Here is a 24,731-nt window from a genome sequence, read left to right as displayed (position 1 = left end):
CGCGGCCGGAGGGCGGCGCACCGCCGTCCGGTGGCTGGCCGAAGACCGCCGCCGAGCGGCAGCGCGACGCCCCGACGCTGTGGTCGGGGCACTCCCGACGCGACGGCGGGGCGGGGCGACCCGGCCGCTGAGCGGCGGGTCAGGTCAGCGCCCGCGGCGCAGGCGGATCGGCGCGTCGTCGCCGTCGAGCACCTGCAGCAGGCGCGAGCGGGCCACGAGCGGCGCGGGGTCCAGGCGCTCGACGCCGGTCGTGCGGGCCTCGACCAGCGGGCCGTGGAAGTCGAGGACGGGCAGCTCGCCGCCGGCCGCACGCTGCGCCGCGAAGACGAGCCGGCCGAGGCGGTCCAGCGCGACGCCGCGGCCCGAGAGGACGAGCGCGGCGGGCTCGATCCGGTGCAGCGCGCGCGTCAGCTCCGTCGGCTGGAGACCGGCCCCGACGGCGATCGGCAGGACGCCCGCGCGGCGCAGCGCCAGGTCGAGGGCCTGCACGCGCAGCGCGTCGACCGAGCCGTGCTCCGTGCCGTCGACCAGGACGACGAGGGCCGGGCGGTGCGCCGGCGGTGCGGTGCGCGTGGCCGCCGCGAGCCAGCGCTGGGCCCAGCGCCAGCCGAAGGCGAACTCGACCGACCCTGGGTGGTCGCGGTCCAGGCCGTCGAGCGCGGGCAGCAGCAGCTCGTCGACGGAGCGCTCGAGCGACCGCAGGTGGAGCGACTCCTCGACGACGCGGTCCGCCTCACCCTCGTCGTAGCGGCGGAGCGCGCGACGGAGGCGGTCGACGGGCGAGGCCGAGCCGCGCCGGCCGCCGTCGGGTCGCTCGCCGAACGGGTCGACGGGATCGCGGCCGTCGGCGTGCGCGTGGTCGCGCCGGGCGAGCGCGACGGCGGTCGCCGCGTCGGGCGCCCGGTCCATCGCCTCGCGCAGGGCCTCGATCTCGCCGAGGTCGTACTGGCGGTGCCCGCCGCCCGTCCGCTGCGGGGTCGGGAACCCGTAGCGCCGCTCCCAGCCGCGCAGGGTGCTGGCGGAGACGCCGAGCAGCTCCGAGGCAGCCGTGGTGCGGATCGCGGTCATCGACCGCCGATCGTCCGCCGTGGGGCCCTCCGCCGCAACCGCGGCAACGCCGCGTGCGGGGTGCACGCGGGCGCCCAGCAGGGAGGAACGGGCGGGGCGGCGGCGCAGGGTGGCGGCCCCGGCGACCGGCCGCCGGCGTGTTCGGCATCGGCCGCGACGCTGGACGTGGTCGCGATCTCGACGCTCCGGGCGTCGAACCCGAGACCAGCCCGGTCGCCCCGTCCCCCTGCGTGGGACGTGGTCTCGAATTCGACGTCCGGGGCGAAGATCCAGAGACCACCCCCCCCGAGAGCCCCGCCGCGGCCGCTCTCCCCGAGCGGCCGCGACCAGGACCCCCCGCTGCCTCAGCGGCAGGGGTACGGCAGCTTGCGGAACGGCCCGGCCGTCACGCTGTTCTTCGTCATGATCACCTGGCGGTAGCGACCCGGCCGCGTGTCGTAGCGGACGCCCGCGACCTTGACCGTCGCCCGGACGCCCTTGGGGACGCGGGGGATCCGCACGGCGCGGCACTTCGGCCCCAGGTCGAAGCCGAGCTTGCGCCCGTCGCTGAGGACCGCCGTGGCGGAGTAGCGCGAGGCACCCTCGACCTTGGGGAAGGCGACGACCAGCGCGCCGCTCTTCGTCCGGCGGGCCCGGAGTCGGCCCGGCAGCGCCGGCAGCCGCTCACGCGGGGCGACGAACGTCGCGACGGTCTCCTGCGTCAGGGCGATGCCCTTCCGCGTGACGACCGCCTGCACCGACCGCTTGCCGCCCGGGCCGCGCGACGGCTTGAACGTCCGCGTGACGCACCGCAGGCGGCGACCGTCCGGCAGCGGCCTCGTGCCGCGGCAGGGGCGCCCCTTCACCGAGCCGATGATCGTCCGGCCGATCTTCGGACCCCGCTCGGTCAGGCGGACCGAGGTGCCCGGCGCCACGGCGTAGGCCAGCGTGACCCGCTGCCCCCGCGAGCTCTTGCGGATCTGGCCCAGGAGCACCGGCGGCGCCTCGAGGTCGGCGCGGTCCAGACGCGTCGGGGTCGACGTCGAGCCGGGGGCCGCCTCGACGGTCCAGACGCCGGCGGCCGGCCTGATCAGGACGACGCTCGTCGTCCCGTCCGTCGCGTTCTCCACCAGCGTGTAGCGGCCCTTCGCCTGCGCGGTGCCGGTGGCGGCCGGCGAGGTGATGGTCGCGCCGCCCGGGCCGCGGAGGACGATCTTCGGCGGACCGTCGCTGCCGACGACGCGCAGCGTCACGGCCTTCGTGCCCTTCGAGATCTCCTCGGAGAGGCCGGTGCCCGCCCGGCGCGTGGTCGCCGCGGCCGGATCCGCCGACGCAGCGTCCGTCGCCACGGCCGCAGGGTCGGTCGTCGCCGAGGCCGCGTCGCCCGTGGCGGCGCGGGTGCCCGCCGGGACGTCGCCCGCGGCGCGGGTCCCGGCCCCACCGCGCGTCGCCTTGTACGGCCCGAAGTCGCATGAGCCGCCGAGCAGGTCGACCTTCTTCGTCGCGAACGTGTAGCCGAAGCCGCCCTTGATCGGCACCTCGACCCGGCGGGTGCTGAACGAGATCGAGCCGAACCCGAACGAGCCCTGGCGCGGGTTGACGGGCTCGTAGAACACGAGGGTGCCGAGGTCCAGGCAGCCCGCCACGCCGGAGCTCGAGATCAGCCCGCGGGCGGTCGCGCACGGGAGGCCCGTGATGCAGCCCGTCAGCGAGCCCTCCACGTTGAAGAGGTCGTTGCGCGGCTCGATCCAGCCGTTCGCGGTGCCCTCGATGCTGGCGATCTTGAAGTCGAGCTTCGCCTTCAGGTTGAAGTCCACGTCGCCCCACGCGTTGAACGTCACGTCGCCGCTGCCGACCTCCTCGCCGAAGACCTTGACGTTGCCGCCGACCAGCAGCGACCAGGGGTCGTTGCCGTTCGCGTCGGTGTAGAGGAAGCGTCCGTTGACGCCGAGGATCGGGCCGGCGGGGGTCGGCAGCGCGGCGACGCCCACGTCACCGCGGAGCTTGAACGGCGGTGGGGCCAGGCAGAGCCCGATGCCGACGCGGTTGAGGAAGACGCCCGGGACGATCGGCACCGTGGTGCCGAGGTCGTCGACGAAGCCGCCGAGCTTGCTGACCTGCCCGTCGGCGAGTCCGCCGAAGGCGGCGAGCTTCGTGTTGCTCGCCGTCGGCAGCTGGATCACGGCGTTGCCGTCCCAGCGGTCCGTGCCGGTGTCGGTCTCGCAGGTGATGTACGGGCTGCCGTCGAGGTCCGGGGCCTCGCAGGAGTCGACCGACTGGCCTCCGGAGGGGATGAAGGAGAAGCAGGTCTCGACGACCTTGATGCGTCCGATCCAGACGTCCTTGGCCTGGATCTTCAGGCCGTCGTAGCGGATGCCGCCGGCCTGGCTCACCTTGAGCGACGCGGTGCCCGTGACGGTGCCGGCCTCGCGGGCCGGGCTGGAGCGGAACGACGACGGCAGCTCGATGTTGAGCGGCAGGGTGGCGTAGCGCTCCCCGTCGTCGGCCCAGCCGAACCGCAGCGCGATCGACCCGCGGACCTTCAGCCCGAAGAGCGATGCGCGGGACGGGACGGGCAGGGTCGCGACCGTCTTCTCCTCGCCCTGCTCGCCGTCGGGGAGGTCGAAGTCGACGTCGCCCGTGAAGGCGTTCAGGCCGCCGAGGCGGATCGCGGCGTTCTCCGTGACGAAGCGGCCGCCCGGGTGCTCGGCGTCGGGGAACGTGACCTCGAACTTCTGGCCGAAGTCGGGGAAGGGGATGCCGTTGAGCTTCACGCCGTCGGTGGTCTCCCAGCGGGCGGAGGGGACCGCGCCCACCTGCGTGAAGCACCCCGTCGTCGTGACCTCGGTCAGCTTGAACGCCAGGCGCGTGGTGCAGGGCGGCTCGGGCGCCGGCTCCGGCGTCGGGGGCGCGCCCGGGGCGGGGGCCGCCGGCTCGGCGACGTCGAGCGTCCGGGTGACGATCGTCTCGTGGACCGGGTCCGCGGTGTCGCGGATGCGCACCCGGACGGTGCGCGGACCGACGGTCGGGTACGTCGGCGTCACGGTCCGCTGGGAGCCGTCGGCGGCGCTGTCGTCGAACTGGCCGTCGTCGTCGGTGTCCCAGGCGTAGAAGTAGCTCGTGTTCGTGTCGTTCCCGCCGGCCTGCGTGGCCGTCAGCCGGACGGGCCGGCCCGGGCGCGCCGGGTCGGGCGTGGCGGTGATCGTGCCGACGAGGGCCGGGTCGACGGTGAGCTGGATCGAGGCGGGCTCCGCGCCCGCGCACCCGGCGTCGGTCGCCGAGACGTCGACCGTGTGGGGGCCGGCGGTGGAGAAGGCCCACTTGAACTGCCGGGAGTCGGGAGCGGTGGGGAAGGTCGCGACCTTCTGGACGACCCCGTCGACCTTCCAGTTGACCTGGAACGGGCACTCCGCGGCGAGATCCGCGGTGAACGTGAGCGTCTCGCCGACCGTCGGCTCGGGCTGGTTCACCGTCACCGTGCTGGCGCCGGCCTGGGCCGGGACCGCCAGTCCGAGGAGGAGCAGGAGGGCGAACAGCGCTCCGATCGCCCGTCGATGCGCGCGTCGTGGTGCGGACGAGAGGGTCCTCCGAGGGACGGAGGAGGGCACGGCGGCGCGGGTCGCGTCGGACGCCGTGGACAGAGGACGAGGCACGAAGCTCCTTGGTGTGGGTGGCAGCCGACGGATGGGGTGGTGCGGGCGCGGACGACCGCTCCGGCAGCTGCCCAGGTGGCCGGCGTCGTCGCGATGGGGACGGCGACGGGGGCCACGTGAACGGTGTTCGGGAGGAGAACGATAGGGCGGAGGTCCCTAGGAGGCGCACCCAGGGTTTCCTCGCCCGTCGCACCCTCGACCGGGTCACCGGGCGCCGAGCGCCGACCCGCGGGTGCCTCCCGGGAACCCGTCCTCCGCCGCCGCCGGTCCGGGAGCGCCGGCCGGGGCGGGTCTCAGGCCGGCGCGCCCTCCGGCACCCCGGCCGAGCTCCAGACCGCCACGGTGCCGGCGACGTCGGCGTCGACCCGGGCCTCGCCCTCGTCCGTGCGCAGGACGACCGCGCCGTCGTCGTGCCGGTCGACCGTCGCCGCGAAGCCCAGCCGCAGCCCGGCGTCGTGGAGGCCGCGCAGCATGTCGTCGTGCTCGTTCTCGAACCGCAGGACGGTGATCCGGCTGCCGACCGGCACCTCGGCCAGGCGGGTGCCGCACATGACGCGGTTGCCGGCGGCGATCGGGTGGCCGTGCGGGCAGGTCGTGGCCGTGCCGATCGCGGCGCGCATGCGCTCGGCGACCGCCGGGCTCATCGCCTGGTCGATCTTCTCGGCCTCGCCGTGCACCTCGTACCAGGGGATCCCCAGGACGTCGGTGAGGAACCGCTCGACGAGCCGGTGGCGGCTGGCGGCGTGCCGGGCGACCTCGAGGCCCTCGTCGGTGAACGAGATCCGCTTGCGCTCGTCGCGGACGATCAGGTCGTCCGCCTCGAGGCGCTTGACCATCTCGTGCACCGTCGGTGCCGAGAGCGCCATCTCGCGCGAGACGTTCGCGGCCGTCAGCGGGCGACCCGCCTCGAGCAGGTGCAGCAGCGTCTCCAGATATTCCTGCTCCGCCGGCGTCACGTCACGCATTCCTTGATTGTAGTGCCTACAAACAAGCTTCGGGACCCCAAACCGCACGGCGTGCCCGGCTGGACAACGTCGGCCGTCCGGTTCTGGCCGCGCGCGCACCGGCGCGGCCGCCGGGCCGGGGTACCGTCGAACCCGTGGACCCCGTGCCCGCTCACGTCGACGGCGCCGACGGCCACCACGTCGATCCCGGGCCGGAGCTGTTCGAGGCCCTGCTCGCCAGCTCGGCCGACGCCTTCTACGTCGTCGACCCCGAGGGCGCGGTGCAGTTCGCCAATCCGGCGGCGGTCGCGCTGCTGGGCTACGACCGCGAGGGCGAGCTGCTGGGGCGCAACAGCCACGCGACGATCCACCACAAGCACCCCGACGGCTCCCCGTTCCCGCCGGAGGAGTGCATGCTGCTGAAGCCGCGCACCACGGGCGAGGTCGTCCGGGTCGAGCTGGACTGGTTCGTCCGCCGCGACGGCTCGATGGTGCCGATCGCGTACTCGTCCTCGCCGCTCCTGATGGAGGGGCGGCGCGGGGCGGTCGTCGTCTTCCGGGAGGTCGACCCCGAGGGCGGCGAGGCGCCGGAGGGGGTCGGCGGTTCGCAGGCGCTGGAGCTGCACCACTCCCGGGCGCGCATCCTCGCGTCCGCCGACGCGGCCCGGCGGAGGATCAGCCGCGACCTGCACGACGGTGCGCAGCAGCGCCTCGTCCACGTGCTGATGACGCTGCGCAGCGCGGTCGGTCGCGTCGGCGACGGGGCGGGGGACACGCGGGCGCTCCTCTCCCGTGCGGGCGACGAGGTCCAGGAGGCGATCCGCGAGATGCGCGACCTGGTGGCCGGCGTCCACCCGGCGGTCCTCTCCGACCGCGGGCTGCGGGCGGCCGTCGAGGCGCTGGCGGCCCGCTCGCCGGTGGCGGTCGACGTCGACGTCCCCGACGACCGGTGGCCGACGGCGGTCGAGTCGTGTGCGTGGTTCGTGATCTCCGAGGCGCTGGCGAACGTCGCAAAGCACGCCCCGACCGCCAGCGAGGCCGTCGTCCGCGTGCGGGCCGGCACCGACGGGCTGACGATCGCGGTGGAGGACGACGGCGCGGGCGGCACGGACCCGGCGGCGGGCTCCGGCATCCGCGGCCTGGAGGACCGGGTCGCGGCGCTCGGCGGCACGCTGGCGGTCGGCGACGCCCGGCGGCGCGCACCGGTGGGCACGCGGCTGACGGCGACGCTGCCTCTGGGGTGACGTGGGCGGGCGCGGACGGGCACCGGCGGGCGCCATGCCGGGTGGGTGACGCTGGTTCGTGCGGTGGGGCCGCACGTTGCTGCGTCGGAGCAGGCGGGCGGGCCACGGACGCAGGTTCGTGCCGTGGGACGGCACGTTGCTGCGTCTGGGTCACCGGGACACCACGCAGGCGACGGTCGGCTGGGCCGACGAGGACGCAGGAGCTCGGGGGCACGGTCGAGATCCCCCATCGCCGACCGTGCCCTCGATGCCTGTCCCGCCCAGCGCGAAGCTCGGCGTGGCGTCCACCGCGGTGGACGCTTGAACACTTAGACGCCGGGTGTCCACGATCCCGACGAAGGTTGTTCGAGAAACTACATCGGCGCCGCGGCAGTGCCCGTCAGACGCGCCGCGCGAGCTCGCGGGCGGCGCCCACGTCGGCGATCGAGACCGTCGCCAGGGCCCCGGCCAGCAGGGCCGGCCCGCGGGTCGCCGGGCCCCGCCGGGCGATGTCGGCGAAGAACGCCGCGGTGCCGACCGACGCGACCGCCCGCGCGCCCATCCACACGGCCCGCCGACGACCGGAGAGCAGGCCGACGGCGATCACGACGTCGACGAGCCCGAGGACCCGCGCCTGCGCGGGGCTGCGGATCCAGGCGCGGCCGCCGACGGCCTCCGGGGCCGCCAGGAGCGCGGCGCCGATCGCGACGGTGCCCGCGCCCACGGCCACCGCCATGCGGTCGGGATCGGACGGGGCGAGCGGGGACGGCATGGCCGCGAGCCTACGGCCCGTGGCGGGTGCCGGCGGGATCTCCGCCGGGTCGCGTCGGCGCAGGGCCCCGCATCGCCGGCGCCTCGGGCCCGCTGCCGAACCCCGGTCCGGCGGCGCTCCGGCCGGACGCAGGGACCCGTGGCGCCGGGACCTCAGGGACGAGCGCGCCGGCGCCTCAGGAGCGGGCGCGCAGGTAGGTCAGGACCGCGGCGACGCGCCGGTGGTCCGCCGGGTCCTTGGCCAGGCCGAGCTTGGAGAAGATCCCTGTCACGTGCTTCTCGACGGCGGCGCCAGACACGCCGAGCTGGTCGGCGATGCCGACGTTCGACAGGCCCTCGGCCATGCCCGCGAGCACGTCGCGCTCGCGCGGAGTCAGGTCGCCCAGCCGGTCGCCCGAACGACGCCTGCCGAGCATCCGCGCGACGACCTCGGGATCCAGCGCCGAGCCCCCGGCCGCGACCCGGCGGACCGCGTCGCCGATCGTCGCCACGTCCGCGATCCGGTCCTTCAGCAGGTAGCCGACCCCGCGCGGGTCCTCGCCGATCAGCTCCATCGCGTACTGCTCCTCGACGTACTGCGAGAGGACCAGCACCCCGACGTCGGGCTGCGCGCGCCGGATCCGCTCGGCCGCGCGGATCCCGTCGTCGGTGTGGGTCGGCGGCATCTGCACGTCGACGACGAGGACGTCCGGCCGCAACTCCGCGGCCAGGGCCTCGAGGGCCGGGGCGTCGGCGGCCTCGCCGACCACGTCGAAGCCCAGGTCGCGCAGGATCCGCACGAGGCCCTCGCGGATCAGGGCGTGGTCCTCGGCGACGACGAGGCGGAGCGGCTCCGGCACGCGGCTGACGGTACCGCCGGCCGGCGGGGCACGTCACCGCCGGCCTGCGGGGGTCGTTCCCGCGCCCGGGTCGACGGGCCGGCGGACGACGCCCGCGGCGGTCGGCGGTCGGTGGTGCCGCCGACTGCCGGCACGCCCCGGGCCCCGGGGTAGGGACAACCCCACGCCCGTCCCGTGGGCCCGCCCGACGTGGAGCGTCCGATCTGGACGGCGGGCCACATGGACCCCGCGGAGCCTCGTCCGGTGGGCCATCGAAGCGCGGGGCTCCCGGCGGGACGCTGTCCCCAGCCCGCCAGACGGACCCCCGGCGCACCTCTCCTCCTCGATCGGGCGGAGGCGCCGGGGCCCGACGGCACCGTCCGACACAGGAGCACCCCATGGCCATCGCCCCCACGCTCAGCGACACCGAGATCGCGAGCATCCAGGAGATCCCGCACCCGTCGAAGGAGGACGGAGCGTCCATCTACGGCGCGACGAAGGTCTTCCCGGACTACCAGGCGGAGAAGGGCGAGAGCTACCTCGGGCTCGTCCACGGCATCGCCCACGAGTCGTCCGTGTCGCTCGTGGCGGTGCTGCAGGCGATCCGCGCCCAGCGCAAGGGCTTCGAGACCGCCGTCTACTTCTTCGGGATCGGCTCGCTCAACGCGCTCGCCACCCGCGGCTTCCCGACCATCGGCGCCGAGATCTTCCCGGGCATGCGCAACGAGAACGGGCAGCTCCAGCGCTTCATGGACGAGGGCGGCAAGGTCTACGCCTGCCGCCTGGGCCTGGCGCTGCACGGCGCCCGCGAGGAGGACCTGATGGAGGGCGTCATCCCGTGCCACCCGCTCGACGTCCAGGACTGCATGATCGAGTACGCCCGCAAGGGCGCGATCATCAACACGACCTGGATGTTCTAGGACGATGTCCGCGTACGTGGAAGGAGGCTCGGGCCTCCTGAAGACGCGCCGGGCGACCGGCGCCGCCGGAGCTCCTTCCGCGGCGCGGGACCCGCGGGACGAGGTCTCGGCGCTCCTGGACCTCGGGACGGCCGGACCGGGCGCGGACGCGACCGACGAGCCCACCCCGATCGACCTCGCCCTGCGCGCCGAGCTCGCCGTCCACGGCCTGCGCGCCACGCCCGGCCTCTCGCGCCGAGGCGGCGCCGGACCGAGCAACGACGGCCACTGGAAGCTGGCCGGGCCCGCCACCGCGAAGGGCTGCGGCTCGCAGACCACCCTGCCGATGTCGCCCGACTCCCCGTTCTCGCTCGACGCGGACGGCCAGCTGACCAGGGACGGCGTCGTCGTCGAGGACGTCGCCGTCGAGGCGATCGAGCGGCCCGCGTTCTACGACCTCTCGACGGCCGGCGGCACGCGCTACGAGGACCTCGCCCGCCTGCACGGCACGAACGTCCTGGCCACCACCGTCGTCCAGACCTGCATCCGCTACCGCGACGAGGCGACGCGCTGCCGCTTCTGCACGATCGAGGAGTCGCTGCGCGCCGGCGACACCCTGCAGGTCAAGCGCCCCGAGGACCTCGCGGAGGTCGCCGCCGCGGCCGTCCGGCTCGACGGCGTGACGCAGATGGTCATGACGACCGGCACCTCCAACGGCCGCGACCGCGGGGCCAAGCACCTCGTCCGGTGCGTCGAGGCGGTCCTCGCCGCCGTCCCCGGCCTGTCGATCCAGGTCCAGATCGAGCCGCCGCTGGACCTGGAGTGGATCGACCGCCTGCACGAGGCCGGCGCCGCCGCGGTCGGCATCCACGTCGAGTCGACCGACGAGGAGGTCCGCGCCCGCTGGACCCCCGGCAAGGCCGAGGTCCCGATCGAGCGGTACGAGGAGGCCTGGCGACGCGCGGTCGCCGTCTTCGGCCACAACCGCGTGTCGACCTACCTGCTCGTCGGCCTGGGTGAGGAGCCCGACCACCTCGTCGCCGCCGCGGAGCGCCTGATCGACATGGGCGTCTACCCCTTCGTCGTGCCGTACCGGCCGATGGACGGCTCGCTCGCCTTCGCCGACGGCGTCCCCGCCCCGTCGCCCGCGGAGCTGCGCGCCGTGACCGGCCGCGTGGCCCGCAAGCTCCGCCACGCCGGCATGCGCGGCGCCGACCAGGTCGCCGGCTGCGCGGCCTGCGGGGCCTGCTCCACCCTCGGCGCGGACGGCGGCTGAGCCCGGTGCGTCCCCCGACCGACCTCGCCGGGACCCCGCTCCCGACCGGTCCGCCCGCGGCCTTCGACGTGCTCGCCGGCCTGGGCGCCCCCGCCCCGCCGGCGATGCGCGCGACGGGCCGTGCGGGCGTCCCGTCCCGGCGCCTCGCGCACGACGTCCTGATCGTCGACGCCGAGGACGACCCGCACCGCCTGGACGCCTACCGGCGCCTGCGCCGTCGCGCGTTCGTGGAGCAGCAGGGCCTCTTCACCGGCGAGGACGTCGACGCCTACGACGCCCATCCCCGCTCCCGGGTCCTCGTGGCGGTGACCCCGGAGAACGTCGTCCTCGGCGGTGTGCGGATCCACCCCGAGGACGGCGACGGCGGCCTCGGCTGGTGGCGCGGCTCGCGGCTGGTCTGCGAGGACGTGCCCGGCACCGCCCGGGGCACGATCGGGGCGGCGCTCGTCCGGGCCGCGTGCGTCCAGGCGCTCGACGTCGGAGCGCTGCGCTTCGACGCGCACGTCCAGCTGGACCACGTCGCGTTCTTCCGCCGCCTCGGCTGGGTCCCGCTGCGTCGCATCCAGGTCGCCGGCCGCGAGCACGTGCTCATGCACTGGCCCGTCGACCGGATCGCGCGTCTCGTGGCCGCCACGAAGGCGGCGCTCGGCGGGCTCTACGAGGGGCTCGTCCCCGACGACGGCTGGAAGGGCGACGACGCCGTGCCGGTCCCCGACGCCCCGGGCGTGGTGGCGTGCACCGACGCCATCACGCCCTGGATGGTCGAGCGCGACCCGGAGTGGGCCGGCTGGTGCGCGATGCTCGTCACCGCCCACGACCTCTCCGCGATGGGCGCCCGCCCGCTCGGGGCGCTCGACGCCCTCGGTGCCGCCGACGTCGGCCACGCCACGCGGGTCCTCTCCGGGGTCCGCCGCGGCGCCGCGGCGTTCGACCTGCCGATCCTCGGTGGCCACACCCAGCTCGGCGTCCCCGCGGCGCTGAGCGTCACGGGCCTCGGTCAGGCGACCGACCCGGTCCCCGGCGCCGGGCGGGCCGGCCAGACGCTGACGGTCACCGCGGACCTCGAGGGCGACTGGCGCCCCGGGTACCACGGCCGTCAGTGGGACTCGACGTCGTGGCGCCGCCGGGACGACCTGCGGACGATGCTCGACGCCGTCCGGGTCGCCCGCGCCGACGGGCGGGTGGCCGCCGCCAAGGACGTCTCGATGGCCGGGGTCGTCGGCACGACCGGCATGCTCGCCGAGGCCTCCGGCTGCGGGGCGGAGCTCGACGTCGCGTCGATCCCGCGGCCCGCCGGGGCAAGCGCCGGCGACTGGCTCACGTGCTTCCCCGGCTTCGCGCTGCTGACCACCGACGACCGGCCCGACGCGGCACCGCTGCCGGCGGGACCCGCCGTGGGCGCGGCCTGCGGCCGCCTGGTGGACGCGCCCGGCGTGCGGCTGCGCTGGCCCGACGGCGAGGTCACGACCGCGGTCGACGGGGCCGTCACCAACCTCGGGGCCGCCACCCGGCCCGCCGCCGCCTCCTCCCCGCGGTCCCGGTCGTCCTCCGTCCCGACCGCATCCACGACCACCACCTCCTCCGAGGACCCCCGATGACCGAGCTCAAGATCGCCGCGGCCGCGGCCCCGTTCGGGCGCGACATGGACGCCTGCTTCGCCACCATCGAGGGCCTCGTCGCCGAGGCCCGCGAGGCCGGCGTCGGCCTGCTGGTCCTGCCCGAGGCCGCGCTGGGCGGCTACGTCGAGTCCCTCAACGGCGACGTCGACGACCCGCCGCCCGCCCTCGATCCCGACGGCCCCGAGCTGCGGCGGGTCGCCGAGCTGGCCGGCGAGATGGTGATCGCGGTCGGCTTCTGCGAGGCCGGGGAGCCCGACCCGGAGCGCCCGGGCCACCAGGTCAGGCACAACGTCGCGGCCCTCGTCTCCGGCGGCGAGGTCCTCGGGATCCACCGCAAGATCCACATGCCGCTGGACGAGGGCCGGTTCACCACGCCGGGCGACGGCCTCTCCGCGATCGACACGCCGATCGGCCGGGTGGGCCTGCTCATCTGTTACGACAAGGCCTTCCCCGAGGCGGCCCGCACCCTGGCCCTCGACGGGGCCGAGATCCTCTGCTTCCTCTCCGCCTGGCCGACGAGCCGGACGAACGCGCCCGAGGTCCGCGAGGAGGACCGCCAGTGGCGCCGCGCCGAGCTGTGGGACCGCTCCCGGGCGGCCGAGAACTCGATGGTCGTCGCGTCGGCCAACCAGTCCGGCGACTTCGGCTCCCTGCGGTTCCTCGGCGGCTCGCGGATCACCAACCCCAACGGCGACGTCGTCGCGCAGACCGACTCGACCGGCGGTCTGGCGATCGCGTCGTTCGACCTCGGAGAGACGCTGGCGAAGGCCCGCCGCGCGCTGTCCCCGGTCCGCGACCTGCGGCCCGACGTCTACGCCGCCGCCACGCCCATCCCGTACGAGGCGCCGACCGCCGCCTGAGCCGCACGCGCCGCCCCGCCGGCTTCGGCACGTCCGCCTGCCACGCGCGGGCGGGCGTGCCGAAGCACGGCCCCGGCGCTCCTGCCCTTCTCCGCCCCGAGGACCCTCCCGATGCCCGAAGTCCACTTCCAGGTCAGCTGGCCCGACGGCCACGTGCAGCGGTGCACGTCGCCCTCGCGCGCGATCGAGGCGCACCTCGCGCCCGCCGCGACCTACCCCGTCGCCGAGTTCGTCCGCCGCGTGGACGCCGGCATGGACGCCGCGTCCGAGCGCGTCCGGCAGCAGTACGGGATGGCGTGCACCTCGGCCATGGCGCAGAAGGAGTCCGTCGCGCAGGCCGCTGCCGAGCACGCGCCTGACGGGGGCGGCACGGTCCACGTCCACTACCTGCGGCGCGGCGCGGCGGGGCGGTCCGCGTCCCAGCGGACCTTTCGCGGTGCGCAGGCCGCGAAGCTGAGCGGGCACGTCCCGGTCGTGATCGTCGGCGGCGGGCAGGCCGGCCTGTCGATGAGCTGGAGCCTGAAGGAGCAGGGCGTAGGTCACGTCGTCCTGGAGCGCCACACCGTCGCGCACTCGTGGAAGGAGGACCGCTGGGAGTCCTTCTGTCTCGTGACGCCCAACTGGCAGTGCACGCTGCCGGGCCACCCGTACGCCGGCGACGACCCGACGGGCTTCATGGTCCAGGACGAGATCGTCGAGTACGTCGAGTCCTACGCCGCGGCGTTCGACGCGCCGGTCCACGAGGGCGTCGCGGTGACGTCCGTCGAGGCCCGCGGCGTCGGCAGCGACCCGGCGGCCAACCGCCCGGCCGGTGCGGCGCGCGACTCCTCGACCGCGCCGTCGGCGGCCGACGTCGTCGACGGGGTCCTCGCGGCCGCGCCCGAGGGCTACGTCGTCCGGACGACCGCGGGCGACCTCACGTGCGACGCCGTGGTCCTGGCCGTCGGCGGGTATCACGTGCCGACCGTCCCGCGGATGGCCGAGCGGCTGCCGGCGACCGTCACGCAGATCCACTCGTCGCGGTACAAGAGCGCGTCGCCGCTGCCCGACGGCGCCGTCCTCGTCGTCGGCTCCGGGCAGTCCGGTGCGCAGATCGCGGAGGACCTGCACCTGGCCGGCCGCGAGGTCCACCTGGCCGTCGGCACCGCCCCGCGGGTGGCCCGCACCTACCGCGGCCGCGACGTCGTCGCCTGGCTGCACGACTCCGGGCACTACGACATGGCGATCGAGGACCACAAGGAGGGCCTCGGCGCCCGGCACGAGGCCAACCACTACGTCACCGGTCGCGACGGCGGCCGGGACATCGACCTGCGGAGGTTCGCCGCGGAGGGCATGACCCTGCACGGACGCCTCGCGGCGCTCGACGTCGACGGCACCGCCACGTTCGCCGGCGACCTGAAGCGCAACCTCGACATGGCCGACGCGGTCTCGGAGCGGATCAAGGACGGGATCGACGCCTGGATCGCGGCCCACGGCGTCGACGCGCCCGAGGAGGACCGGTACGTCCCGGTGTGGGAGCCCGAGGACGACGGCGGCGCGCTCGTCGACCTGCACGCCGCCGGCATCACGACCGTGATCTGGTCCACCGGCTTCCGGTCGGACTGGTCGTGGGTCAAGGTCCCGGCGTTCGACGGCTCGGGCTACCCGACCCACCACCGCGGCGTCACGAGCGTCCCCGGGCTCTTCGTCCTCGGCCTGCCGTGGCAGCACACGTGGGGCTCGGGCCGGTTCGCCGGCGTCGCCCGGGACGCCGGCCACCTGGCGCCGCGGGTCGCGGCCGTCACCGCGGCCGCGACCACCGCGGGCTAGATCGGCCGGCCCGCTCCCGCTCAGCGGCGCGCGGCCGTGTCCACGACGCGGCGCGGGGCGCGACCCTCGAGCGCGGCGTCGAGCTGCGGCACGAGCCGGTCCAGCGCGTAGGTGAGGCTCAGCGGCGTCATGAAGTACAGGGCGCCCGCGAGGGTCGCGTCGGTGTAGATCGTCCGGTCCTTCGCCACCGCGTCGAGGCGGTCGAACGTCGGCACCTTCAGGAGCTTGGCGACGTCGGCGGGCTTCTCGGTGGCGGCGACGAGGACGTCGGCGTCGGCGACCTCGAGCCGCTCCGTCGAGATCTCGACCTGCACGCCGATCTCCTTCACGAGGGCGTCGAGCTTCGGGTTGATGCGGAACCCGAGGTAGCTCAGGAACTCCGTGTTCAGCCCCGGCTGGTAGGCGTAGAGGATCCCGTTGTAGATCTGGCCCTGGGTGAACGTCGCGGTCTTCCCGGCGAACTCCGGGTGGGCCTTCGCGGCCGCCGCGTAGCGGTCCTTCACGCCCTGCACGAGCTGCCGGCCCTGCTCCGGCATGCCGAGGGCCGCGGCGATCAGCTCGGTCTGCTCGTTCCACGGCGAGAAGTAGTCCGAGCTGCCCTTCGGGGCGGCGATCGTGGGCGCCAGGCGGGAGAGCTTCCGGTAGTCGGACTCCTTCATGCCGGCGTTCGTCCCGATGATGAGGTCGGGGCGCAGCGCGGCGATCTTCTCGAACTGCAGCCCGTCGGCGTTCTTCAGCACGGTCGGCTTCGCCCCGCCGAGCGCCTTCTGCGCCCACGGCCACACGGCCGAGGGCTGCGAGCCGTACCACTCGGTCGTCGCGACGGGCGTGTAGCCGAGCTGCAGCACCGTGTCCTGCTCGGTCAGGCCGGCGACGACGATGCGCGTCGGGCGCTCCGGGACGGTGACCGTGCCGAACTTGTGGGTGACGGTGGCGGGGAACGTCGCCCCGGCCGCGCGCGCGGCGGTGGTGGTGGTCCCCGCGGCGGTGCCGGGCGCATCGTCGTCGCCCGAGCCGCAACCGGCCAGGAGCAGGGCTAGGACCAGCAGCAGCACTGCGGGCGCGGATCGAGATGAGCGGCGGGAGGAGGGCGTGGGGGGCATGGAAGGGCACCCTAATGCGTAGACCGTCGACGCGCCATCCGGTGCCCGCGGCGCCCGCCCCGCGAGATCGGCGCCCGGCGGGCGTAGGGTGGTCGGATGGGCCGACTGGACGAGCTGGACCTCACGCTGCGCCTCTCCCGCAAGGAGCAGGATCGCCGGCTGGAGTCGGCGCAGACGCGGCTGGCGCAGCTGCGCCTCGCGCTCGGCGGGCAGACCGGACCGGAGGGCTCCGACGGGCACCACCCGTTCGGGCCGCCGCTCCTGATCGTCTTCGAGGGCTGGGACGCCTCCGGCAAGGGCGGTGCGATCAAGCGGCTCGTCGCCTCGCTCGACGCCCGCCACTACCGCGTCGCGCAGTTCGCGGCGCCGACCGCCGACGAGCTGCGCCACCACTGGCTGCACCGCTTCTGGCTGCCGCTGCCCGGCCGCGGAGGCATGGCGATCTACGACCGCACGTGGTACGGCCGGGTGCTCGTCGAGCGGGTCGAGGGGCTGACGCCCGAGCTCGACTGGCGCCGCGGCTACCAGGAGATCCGCGAGTTCGAGCGGCAGCTGGCCGACGACGGCACGATCCTCGTCAAGTTCTGGCTCCACGTCAGCGACCAGGAGCAGCTGGAGCGCTTCGAGCGACGCAAGAACGACCCCCTCAAGGCGTGGAAGCTCACCGAGGAGGACTGGCGCAACCGGGCCAAGCGGGAGGAGTACACCGCCGCGGTCGAGGAGATGGTCGCCGAGACCGACAGCGGCGCGGCACCCTGGGACCTGATCCCGGCGGACTCCAAGCGCTGGGCGCGCGTCGCGGTCCTCGAGACGGTGATCAAGCGGATCGAGGAGCGCTGCGAGACCCTCGGCTTCGCGCTGCCGCCGGCCGCCGGGTCGCACGACGAGGAGGCCGGCGAGAGCTGAGCCGACCCGCGGGTCAGGTCCGCCAGGCCCCGGGCGTCGCCCACCGTCCGCCGCGCCAGCGCCACCAGGTCGCGGCCAGGCGGGCGGCCATCACCACGACGATGCCGCCCCAGACGCCGGCGATCCCGGCACCCGCCTCGCGCAGGAGCACCATCGCCGGCAGGCCGACCACCGCCGCTGCCACCATCGCCCCGGCGAGGTAGCGCGCGTCGCCGGCGCCGATGAGGATGCCGTCGAACGCGAACACCGCGGCCGCGAACGGCAGCATCGCGCAGAGCACCGGCCACAGGTCCAGCGCGCGGTCGCGGACGGCGGCGTCGCCCGTGAACGCGCCGATGATCGCCCCGCGCAGCGCGAAGAGCACGATCGCGGCGAGCACCCCGACGGTCACCGTCAGCAGGACCATCCGGCGCGACGCCTCCAGCGCCTCGTCGACCCGGCCGGCCCCGAGCGCCCGGCCGATCAGCACCTGCCCGGCGATCGCCGCGGCGTCGAGCACGAGCGCCAGGAAGAGGAACAGCTGCCAGCCGATCTGGTGCGCGGCCAGCGACGGCTCGTCGATCCGCGCCGCGACGGCCGACGCCACCGCGAAGGTCAGCAGCAGCGCGCCGGTCCGGACGAGGAGGAACCCCCCGGTGGACCCGAGGTGCCGGAGCAGGACGAGCGAGGGGCGGCGGTCGACGGGCCCGGCCGCACCCCGCGGGGCGCTGCCGGCCGGCGACCCGTCGTCCCCCGCCGCCCGGCCCGGCGCTGCCGAGGGGACCTCCGCCGCCGTGCCCCCGACGCCGGGAGCCGCCCCCGCCCGCCAGAGCACCCGCACGAACAGCGCCCCCATCGTCAGCTGGCCGACGAGGGTGGCGATCGCGCTGCCGTCGAGGCCGAGGCCCGCCCCGTAGATCAGGATCGGGTTCAGGACGACGTTGATCGCGTTGCCGAGGAGGACGATCTTCAGCGGCGTGCGGAGGTCGCCCGTCCCGCGCATCCAGCCCTGCGCAGCCATGCTCGCGAGGGCCAGCGCCAGGCCCGGGGCGGCGATCCGCAGGTAGCGCGCGGCGTCGTCGGCGGTGTCGCCCGTGCCGCCGAGCGCGTCGATCCAGAGCGGCCCGAGGGCCACCACGACCACCGCGCCCGTCGCCCCGACCCCTGCCCCGAGCCACAGCGCCTGGCTCGCCAGAGCTCGGAGGTCCTCGTCCTGTCCGGCCCCGGACAGCCGGGCCACCGCGGCGGTCGTGGCGTAGGTCGCGACCACCCCGAGACCGGTGATCGTGCCCAGGACCGAGACCGCCAGCGCGAGCGCGGCCAGCGGGGCGACGCCCAGGTGCCCGACCATCGCGGTGTCGACGAGCAGGTAGGTCGGCTCGGCCGCGAGCGTCACCAGAGCCGGGAGCGCGAGTCGCAGGATCTCGCGGTCGTGGGGGGAGCGCAGCGCCGGCACGGGTCGGGGAGGCTAGCGCCGGACGGGAGGGCACCCAGGGGGTCGGGACGCGAGGGGCCGACCGGGCCGGCGCGTCCGTCGGTCGGTCCCGGGAGCGCGGCCGGTCTGGCCGGCGCGTCGGTCGGTCGGTCGGGCCCTGGAGCGCGGCCGGTCTGGCCGGCGCGTTCGTCGGTCGGCCCCGGGAGGCGCGCGACACCGATCCAGGTCTCGCCCGTGCCTGCCGGCCGAGAGGTGGATCGTGGTCGTCCAGCACCTCCGATCCCCATCTCGGTCTGGAGGGCCGCGCGAGACCTGGATCGTGGACCCCCGGTGTCGTCCTCCCGCCTCGCCCGGACCGGGCTCTCGCCCGTGCTGTTGCATTCTGCGCGCCCCTCCGCGGCCGCCCCGTACCCGCCACCGATCCGCGGTCCCGCCACGACGAGGCACCGCCGTCCCATGCCCGCCACCGATCCGCGGTCCCGCCACGGCGACGCTTCGCCGCCCATGCCCGCCCGCCGCGCCTCGACGCCCGCCGTCGGCCCGTGGCAGCCCCCGGACGGTCGGGTAGGAGACCCGGCGACGGGCCGTCCGGCCCAGGGCCGGGAGTAGTGTGCGCCCGGTCCGCCACGACCCCCTGAGAGAGGGACCCCATGTCCGAGACCCTGTACGGCAGCGAGACCCAGAAGGCCGTCGACAACTTCCCGATCAGCGGCGAGCGCGTCCCGATCCAGGTCATCAAGTGGCAGGCCCGCATCAAGGGTGCCGCCGCGCTGGTCAATGCCGAGCTCGGCAAGCTCGACCAGGGGATCGCCGACCAGATCTCCGAGGCCGCGGGCAAGATCGTCGCCGGCGAGCACGACGACCAGTTCCCGATCGACGTCTTCCAGACGGGCTCCGGCACGTCGACGAACATGAACGTCAACGAGGTCATCTCCGCCCTGACCGGCGAGAAGGCCCACAAGAACGACCACGTGAACATGGGGCAGTCGTCCAACGACACGTTCCCCTCCGCCGTCCACCTGGCCGCGCTGGACGAGGCGACGAACCGCCTGATCCCGGCGCTGAAGCAGCTCGAGGGCTCCCTGCAGGCGAAGGCCGACGAGTTCGTCGACGTCGTCAAGGCCGGCCGCACCCACCTGATGGACGCCGTCCCGGTCACGCTGGGCCAGGAGTTCTCGGGCTACGCCGCCCAGGTCCGCCAGGGCGTCAAGCGCGTCGAGGCCGCCCTCCCGCACGTCGGCCAGATCCCGCTGGGCGGCACCGCCACCGGCACCGGCCTGAACACCCCGGCCGAGTTCGCGCCCGCCGTCCGGAAGAAGCTCGTCGCCGACTCCGGCCTCGAGCAGATCGCCGCCCCGGCCGACCCGTTCGAGGCGCAGGGCAACCGCGACGCGCTCGTCGAGCTCTCCGGCGCGCTGAAGGTCGTCGCCGTCTCGCTGACGAAGATCGCCCAGGACATCGCGCTGATGGGCTCCGGCCCGCGCGTCGGCATCGGCGAGCTCTTCCTGCCCGAGCTGCAGAAGGGCTCCTCGATCATGCCGGGCAAGGTCAACCCGGTCCTGCCCGAGGTCGTCATCCAGGTCTCCGCGCAGGTCATCGGCAACGACACCGCGATCACCATCGGCGGCATGCAGGGCCAGTTCGAGCTGAACGTCCGCGTCCCGCTGATCGCCCGCAACCTGCTGCAGTCGCTGCACTTGCTCACGACGGCCTCGACGTCGTTCGCCACGAAGTGCGTCGACGGCATCACGGCCAACACGAAGGGCACCGACGCCTCGGCGGCCGGCACCCTGGCGACCGCCACGGCGCTGAACGAGGCCATCGGCTACGACCTGGCCACGACGATCGTCAAGAAGGCGACGGAGTCCGGCGAGACCCTGCGCGACGTCGCGCTGGCCGAGGGCGTCGACGCCGAGCTCTTCGACAAGACGATCGACCTGCGAAAGATCGCCCGCGGCAACCAGGGCTGAGGAGCCCGGACGGCCCGCCCTCCGTGGGGCGGCGCCGTCCGACCTGGTCGCGAGTCCCTCGCCCCCAGCGGCGAGACCACGACCAGGTCCCGCACGCCACCGCCGTGGCACGGCTCCCGCGCGGGGTCCCGTAGCGTGGAGGCGTGCCTCCGCCGCCCGCCTCCGACGCCCCTCCGCGGTTCCGCCGCGTGACCCTCTCGACGTCGGCGATGGCGGAGGAGCAGCGGTGGTGGACGGGGCGTCTGGGACTCGAGACCGCGCCCGGGGCGCCCGCGGGCGGGTTCGCCGTGCGGGTCGGCTCGGGGGTGCTGGCGTTCGCCCCGGTCGCCGAGGGGGTCCGTTCACGCGGCGGCGCGGGCGCCCGGCCCTCGCACCACGTGGCGCTCGAGGTCGCCGAGGACCGTCTCGTCGAGGCCGCGGAGTGGCTGGCGGGCGCCTCGCCCCTCATCGCGCTGCGGGACGGCGAGACGATCGTGGACTTCCCGAACTGGGTCGCCCACAGCGTGTACGCGCAGTCGCCGGGCGGTCACGTGGTCGAGCTGATCGCCCGCCACCGACGGCCGTGGGAGCCGTGGACGCCGAGCACGATGGCGCCCGAGGACGTCCGCGGGGCGGGACTCGTGCGCGGCATCAGCGAGGTCGGGATCCACACGCCCGACGTCGGGGCGCTGGTGGATCGCCTCGAGGCGCTAGGCGAGCGGCTGTGGTTCGGCGATCCGCAGACCGGCTTCGCGGCCGTCGGCGACGAGTCGGGGCTGCTGATCTGCGTCCGCGAGTGGCGGCCGTGGTTCCCCACGGACAAGGCCGCCGCGCCCGGGCCGCTGAGCATCGAGCTGACGCGCGTGCCGGGCCTCGTCCCGGGCGAGCCCGTGCCGGTGGGCAGCGCCGCGGAGCTGTTCGCGGCCGGCGGGGCCGACTGACCCCGCGAAGCCCTACTTCACGTCGTCGGCCGCGCGCTGCAGCGCCGCCTTGACCGGGGCGACGGACGGCTTCGGCCGGCCGCCGTAGGTGAAGAGGCCCTTCTGGTTCAGGCCGCGCACCAGGCGGATCGTGCCCTTGTAGGTGCGCCGGATCGACCCGCCGATGAAGGTCGGCGCGACGCCGAAGTCCCGCAGGTTCCAGACGATCGTGCCCGACATCGCCGGGTCCGACGAGTAGGCGTCGATCGTCGTCTTCAGCAGGTTCGCCTGGTAGCCGTAGCCGCCGGGGCGGTTCGTCGCGTTCTCGCCGTTGGCCTCGGCGCCGAACTCGGTCAGCAGGAGGACCTTGCCGGCGTAGATCCGCTTGATCTGGCCCGTGAAGCGGCGGATGGAGTCCTTGAGGAACGCCATCGACTTGCCCGGGTCGGAGTACCAGCCCTGGTAGCTGGTGACGCCGATCGCGTCGATGTCGTCGTAGACGGAGCCCATCTTCTCCGGGATGCGGGCACCGCCGACGGGGTCCTTCGCCGTGTACTTGACCGGCGTGGCCCAGACGTCGAGCGCGGTCAGGCGGCCCGGGTCCTCGGTCTTCAGCTTCTTCGCCATCGCGCGGATGTACGGCACCTGGCCGTTGTCCGTCCCGCCGTTGCGGGCGATCTCGTTGACGAGGTTCCAGACGATGATCGACGGGTGCGTCTGCTGCTCGTCGAGGGTGGTCTGCACGCGCTGGCGGGCGACGGCGGCCTTCGCGGGCGTGTCGCTCTTCCAAGAGCCGGGGGAGTCGGTCGGGCCGACGCCCTGCCACAGCAGGATGCCGGCGGCGTCGAGGCGCTCGAGCAGGGCGGGCGACAGCGGGTGCTGGGCGCGCGTGGCGTTCGCGCCGATCTCCTTGAGGTCCCCGACGAGCGAGTCCATCTGCTCGGGGCGCAGGCCGGTGCCGTAGCCCGGTGCGTCCTCGTGGATCGAGGCACCGCGCAGGGTGATGCGCTTGCCGTTGAGGAAGATGTTCGTGCCGCGCTTCTCGACCTGTCGCAGGCCGACGCGCGTCTGGTAGGCGCTCTCGTTCGGCACCGCGAGGGTCAGGTCGTAGAGGTTCGGCGAGCCCGGGGCCCAGAGCGCCGGGTCCTGCACCGTGACCTCGGTCTGCACGCGCTGGGACGCCTTCGGCTTCAGCCGGACGGCGGGGAACTGCACGGCGATGTCCTGCCCGTCGCGGCGCAGGACGCCGGTCAGCTGGACGTCGCGCTCGACGCTGCGGTTGACGACGACCGCGGAGACCCGGACCTTCGCGGCGCCGCCCTGGAGCGTGGTGGTGACGTAGGGGGCCTGGACCTCGCTCGGGCCGAGCTTGCGGATCGTGACCTCGCGGTTGATGCCGCCGAAGTTGAACCAGAGCCGGTGCCAGCCCTGCGCCTTCATCTTCTCGGGGTCGCGCCAGTCGGCCCGGACGACGAGCGTGTGCTCGCCGGCCTTCAGCGAGGTGCGGGCGTCGAACGGCAGGAACTCGCCGGTGTGGTCGGCGACCTTCCGGCCGTCGACCCAGACGGTGGCGTGGTGGTTGACCGACCCGAAGGCGATCGCGTACTGGCCGTCGGAGTCGACCTGGATCTTCGTGCGGTACCAGGCGATCGAGCCGCGGTGGCTGATGACGCCGCCCGCGCCCGTGATCCGACCGGCGTTGGGGACGTACGGGATCGTGACGTCCTTGCCGGAGAAGCTCCCGGTGCGCCAGCCGGACTTCAGGCCGCGGTCGCGGGCGTCCTCGGCGACGGTCCACGGACCGCCGAGGGCGATCCGGCCGAACGGGCCGGAGATCGTGACGGGCTTCGTCGGCTCCGACGCGTCGCCGGCGGCCGCGCGGCTGGGCGTGGTCCCGCCTGGGAGCAGCAGGATCGCGAGCAGCGCCGCGGCGAGCACGACGGGCACGAGGATGAGCAGGGTCCGGCGAGGCGCGAGAGACACGAGGAGGACGCGGCGGGGAGAGCAGACGACGCCCGCGCGAACGTCGGAGGCTACCGGAGGTCCCCAGGGCCGGTGCCGGTGGGCCGAAGCCCCTGCAGACGGGCGGTTCCGGGGTGTCGGCGGCCCCGTCCGGGAGGACCTCGGAGCGGCGCGGGCGCGGGGCACGGGGCGCTACGGTGCCCAGTCCATGCGGTCCCGCAGGTCCCCCACCGACCGAGCGCCCCGCGGGGTCCGGCTCGGCCTCGCGACGGTCGCCGCCTCCGCCCTCGCCGCCGGCACCCTCGTCGTCCCCGCCGCGCCCGCCGGTGCGGCGGAGCGGGTCGTCGTCCTCGGCGCGGGCTTCGGCCACGGCGTCGGGCTGAGCCAGTACGGCGCGCGCGGGATGGCCGACAAGGGCTTCTCCGTGCGGCAGATCCTCGCGCACTACTACCGCGGCACGAGCCTGCAGCGCTCCCCCGCCGCCCGCCGCGCCGTGCGGGTGCAGCTGCAGACCGGCCGCCGCGAGGCGACGGTCTCGGGTGCGGTCTCGATCGGTGGGCTGCGGACGAAGACGACGCGGTCCTACCGGCTCGTCCGCACCGGGAAGGGGATCGACATCCGGCAGGTCGGGCGGAAGCGGAAGATCGGCTCCTCGACCTCGGCGATCGAGATCCGTCCCGGGGCCGCCGGGCTGCTGCGGGTCGCGGGCCGCGCGGCCGACGGGGTGCAGGACGGGTCCTTCCGCGGGACCGTCGACGTGCTGCCCGAGGGGCCGAACGTGCTCGTCGTCAACGAGCTGGACATCGAGGACTACCTGCGCGGCGTGGTCACCGAGGAGTCCCCGTCGTCCTGGCCGGTCGCGGCCCTGCGGGCGCAGGCGATCGTCGCGCGCACCTACGCGATCACCAACGCGGTCGGCGGGCAGGCGTTCGACCAGTACCCCGACACGCGATCGCAGGTCTACACCGGGGTCAGCGGCGAGACCGGCGCCGGCGACGCGGCGGTCGCGGCGACGCGCGGGCAGGTCGTCACCCTCGGCGGCACGCCCGTCATCACGTACTTCTTCTCCACCAGCGGGGGCCGCACGGAGGACTCCAGCGCGGTCTTCGGCGGCGAGGACCGCTCGTGGCTGCAGAGCGTCCCGGATCCCTACGAGAAGGACTCCGGGGCGTCGCTGTACCGGTGGACCCGCACCTTCTCGACGGCCTCCGCGGACGAGCGCACCCGGCGCTTCGGCGTCGGGGGCTTCCGGCGGATGGACGTCCTGGGCCGCGGCGACTCGCCACGCGTGACGCGGGCCCGCGTGGTCGGCGACGCCGGGTCGCAGGAGATCGACGGTGGGCAGCTGCAGCGCGCGTTCGACCTGCCCGACCGGTGGGCGACGTTCGCGACCGTGTCGATGTCCGGGTGCCTGAAGGCCGGGCCGACCGCCGCGCAGCGCCGGGCGGCGCGGCGCTCCGCCGGCGTCGGCCCGGCCTTCAGGCATTGGGACATCGACACGGTCGCGAACGTCGCCCACCGGTCGGGAAGCTCGAACGCGCCCTGCAGCTCCCCGCCG

Annotated in this window: 18 protein-coding genes and 1 pseudogene; 11 read left to right on the top strand and 8 right to left on the bottom strand. The window is 75.0% G+C overall.

Features of this window, described 5'->3' with window-relative positions; genetic code table 11:
- Nucleotides 1–144: 144 nt before the first annotated feature.
- The 3 genes from Q7T67_RS13090 to Q7T67_RS13080 form a co-directional block, all read right to left on the bottom strand.
- Entirely contained in the window at nucleotides 145–1,068 is a 924-nt protein-coding gene (locus Q7T67_RS13090; RefSeq protein WP_304790144.1) for a MerR family DNA-binding transcriptional regulator, read from the bottom strand.
- 344 nt (nucleotides 1,069–1,412) lie between these two features.
- A complete protein-coding gene (locus Q7T67_RS13085) occupies nucleotides 1,413–4,700 on the bottom strand; it encodes a hypothetical protein (protein ID WP_304790141.1) in 3,288 nt (1,095 codons plus the stop codon).
- 293 nt (nucleotides 4,701–4,993) lie between these two features.
- On the bottom strand, nucleotides 4,994–5,665 hold the full coding sequence (locus Q7T67_RS13080) for a metal-dependent transcriptional regulator (protein WP_304790139.1): 672 nt from the start codon (nucleotides 5,663–5,665) through the stop codon (nucleotides 4,994–4,996).
- A gap of 134 nt (nucleotides 5,666–5,799) precedes the next feature.
- Between Q7T67_RS13080 and Q7T67_RS13075 the strand changes: the two genes are divergently transcribed.
- Nucleotides 5,800–6,888: a PAS domain S-box protein gene (locus Q7T67_RS13075; protein ID WP_304790136.1), complete on the top strand. Its 1,089-nt coding sequence runs from the start codon at nucleotides 5,800–5,802 to the stop codon at nucleotides 6,886–6,888.
- A 379-nt stretch (nucleotides 6,889–7,267) separates the two neighbouring features.
- Here Q7T67_RS13075 and Q7T67_RS13070 read toward each other — a convergent pair whose 3' ends face one another.
- On the bottom strand, nucleotides 7,268–7,639 hold the full coding sequence (locus Q7T67_RS13070; protein ID WP_304790133.1) for a hypothetical protein: 372 nt from the start codon (nucleotides 7,637–7,639) through the stop codon (nucleotides 7,268–7,270).
- Between the two features lie 175 nt (nucleotides 7,640–7,814).
- Entirely contained in the window at nucleotides 7,815–8,477 is a 663-nt protein-coding gene (locus tag Q7T67_RS13065; RefSeq protein WP_304790130.1) for a response regulator transcription factor, read from the bottom strand.
- Between the two features lie 377 nt (nucleotides 8,478–8,854).
- On the opposite strand from Q7T67_RS13065, the gene Q7T67_RS13060 reads away from it, so the two are divergent.
- The 6 genes and pseudogenes from Q7T67_RS13060 (at nucleotide 8,855) to Q7T67_RS13040 (ending at nucleotide 14,919) form a co-directional block, all read left to right on the top strand.
- Nucleotides 8,855–9,376, top strand: coding sequence for an MSMEG_0572/Sll0783 family nitrogen starvation response protein (locus Q7T67_RS13060; RefSeq protein WP_304790127.1), 522 nt, complete (start codon nucleotides 8,855–8,857; stop codon nucleotides 9,374–9,376).
- 4 nt (nucleotides 9,377–9,380) lie between these two features.
- The gene (locus tag Q7T67_RS13055) at nucleotides 9,381–10,631 is read left to right on the top strand and encodes an MSMEG_0568 family radical SAM protein (RefSeq protein ID WP_304790125.1); all 1,251 of its coding nucleotides are present in this window, start codon (nucleotides 9,381–9,383) and stop codon (nucleotides 10,629–10,631) included.
- A gap of 104 nt (nucleotides 10,632–10,735) precedes the next feature.
- The gene (locus tag Q7T67_RS13050; protein ID WP_370695402.1) at nucleotides 10,736–12,229 is read left to right on the top strand and encodes an MSMEG_0567/sll0787 family protein; all 1,494 of its coding nucleotides are present in this window, start codon (nucleotides 10,736–10,738) and stop codon (nucleotides 12,227–12,229) included.
- Nucleotides 12,226–13,110, top strand: coding sequence for a carbon-nitrogen hydrolase family protein (locus Q7T67_RS13045; RefSeq protein ID WP_304790119.1), 885 nt, complete (start codon nucleotides 12,226–12,228; stop codon nucleotides 13,108–13,110). Before Q7T67_RS13050 ends, Q7T67_RS13045 begins: the two co-directional genes overlap by 4 nt.
- Nucleotides 13,111–13,221: 111 nt before the next feature.
- Nucleotides 13,222–13,479: pseudogene (locus Q7T67_RS21230) on the top strand (MSMEG_0570 family nitrogen starvation response protein); the annotation flags it as partial.
- A gap of 84 nt (nucleotides 13,480–13,563) precedes the next feature.
- Nucleotides 13,564–14,919, top strand: coding sequence for an MSMEG_0569 family flavin-dependent oxidoreductase (locus Q7T67_RS13040; RefSeq protein ID WP_370695401.1), 1,356 nt, complete (start codon nucleotides 13,564–13,566; stop codon nucleotides 14,917–14,919).
- 20 nt (nucleotides 14,920–14,939) lie between these two features.
- Here Q7T67_RS13040 and Q7T67_RS13035 read toward each other — a convergent pair whose 3' ends face one another.
- Nucleotides 14,940–16,022, bottom strand: coding sequence for an ABC transporter substrate-binding protein (locus Q7T67_RS13035; RefSeq protein WP_304790114.1), 1,083 nt, complete (start codon nucleotides 16,020–16,022; stop codon nucleotides 14,940–14,942).
- 96 nt (nucleotides 16,023–16,118) lie between these two features.
- Here Q7T67_RS13035 and Q7T67_RS13030 point away from each other — a divergent pair, with 96 nt between their 5' ends.
- Nucleotides 16,119–16,928 carry a polyphosphate kinase 2 family protein gene (locus Q7T67_RS13030; RefSeq protein ID WP_304790111.1) on the top strand — a complete coding sequence of 270 codons (810 nt, stop codon included), beginning with the start codon at nucleotides 16,119–16,121 and terminating at the stop codon, nucleotides 16,926–16,928.
- A 13-nt stretch (nucleotides 16,929–16,941) separates the two neighbouring features.
- On the opposite strand, the gene Q7T67_RS13025 is transcribed toward Q7T67_RS13030, so the two are convergent.
- A complete protein-coding gene (locus Q7T67_RS13025; RefSeq protein WP_304790108.1) occupies nucleotides 16,942–18,363 on the bottom strand; it encodes an MATE family efflux transporter in 1,422 nt (473 codons plus the stop codon).
- 629 nt (nucleotides 18,364–18,992) lie between these two features.
- On the opposite strand from Q7T67_RS13025, the gene Q7T67_RS13020 reads away from it, so the two are divergent.
- Together Q7T67_RS13020 and Q7T67_RS13015 are read left to right on the top strand one after the other, a co-directional pair.
- Nucleotides 18,993–20,312 carry a lyase family protein gene (locus tag Q7T67_RS13020; RefSeq protein ID WP_304790105.1) on the top strand — a complete coding sequence of 440 codons (1,320 nt, stop codon included), beginning with the start codon at nucleotides 18,993–18,995 and terminating at the stop codon, nucleotides 20,310–20,312.
- A 143-nt stretch (nucleotides 20,313–20,455) separates the two neighbouring features.
- On the top strand, nucleotides 20,456–21,232 hold the full coding sequence (locus tag Q7T67_RS13015; protein ID WP_304790102.1) for a VOC family protein: 777 nt from the start codon (nucleotides 20,456–20,458) through the stop codon (nucleotides 21,230–21,232).
- Between the two features lie 12 nt (nucleotides 21,233–21,244).
- Here the strand turns inward: Q7T67_RS13015 and Q7T67_RS13010 are convergent, their stop codons facing one another.
- Complete coding sequence (locus Q7T67_RS13010) at nucleotides 21,245–23,194, bottom strand: glycoside hydrolase family 2 protein (protein WP_304790099.1); 1,950 nt, start codon at nucleotides 23,192–23,194, stop codon at nucleotides 21,245–21,247.
- Between the two features lie 187 nt (nucleotides 23,195–23,381).
- Here Q7T67_RS13010 and Q7T67_RS13005 point away from each other — a divergent pair.
- Nucleotides 23,382–24,731: SpoIID/LytB domain-containing protein (locus tag Q7T67_RS13005; RefSeq protein ID WP_304790096.1), on the top strand; the 1,350-nt coding region annotated here is incomplete at its 3' end.

This window comes from Patulibacter sp. (genome assembly GCF_030655195.1).
GTDB lineage: Bacteria > Actinomycetota > Thermoleophilia > Solirubrobacterales > Solirubrobacteraceae > Patulibacter.
The sequence above is the reverse complement of the archived record's forward strand: the minus strand, read 5'-3'. Positions and strand labels throughout refer to the sequence as shown.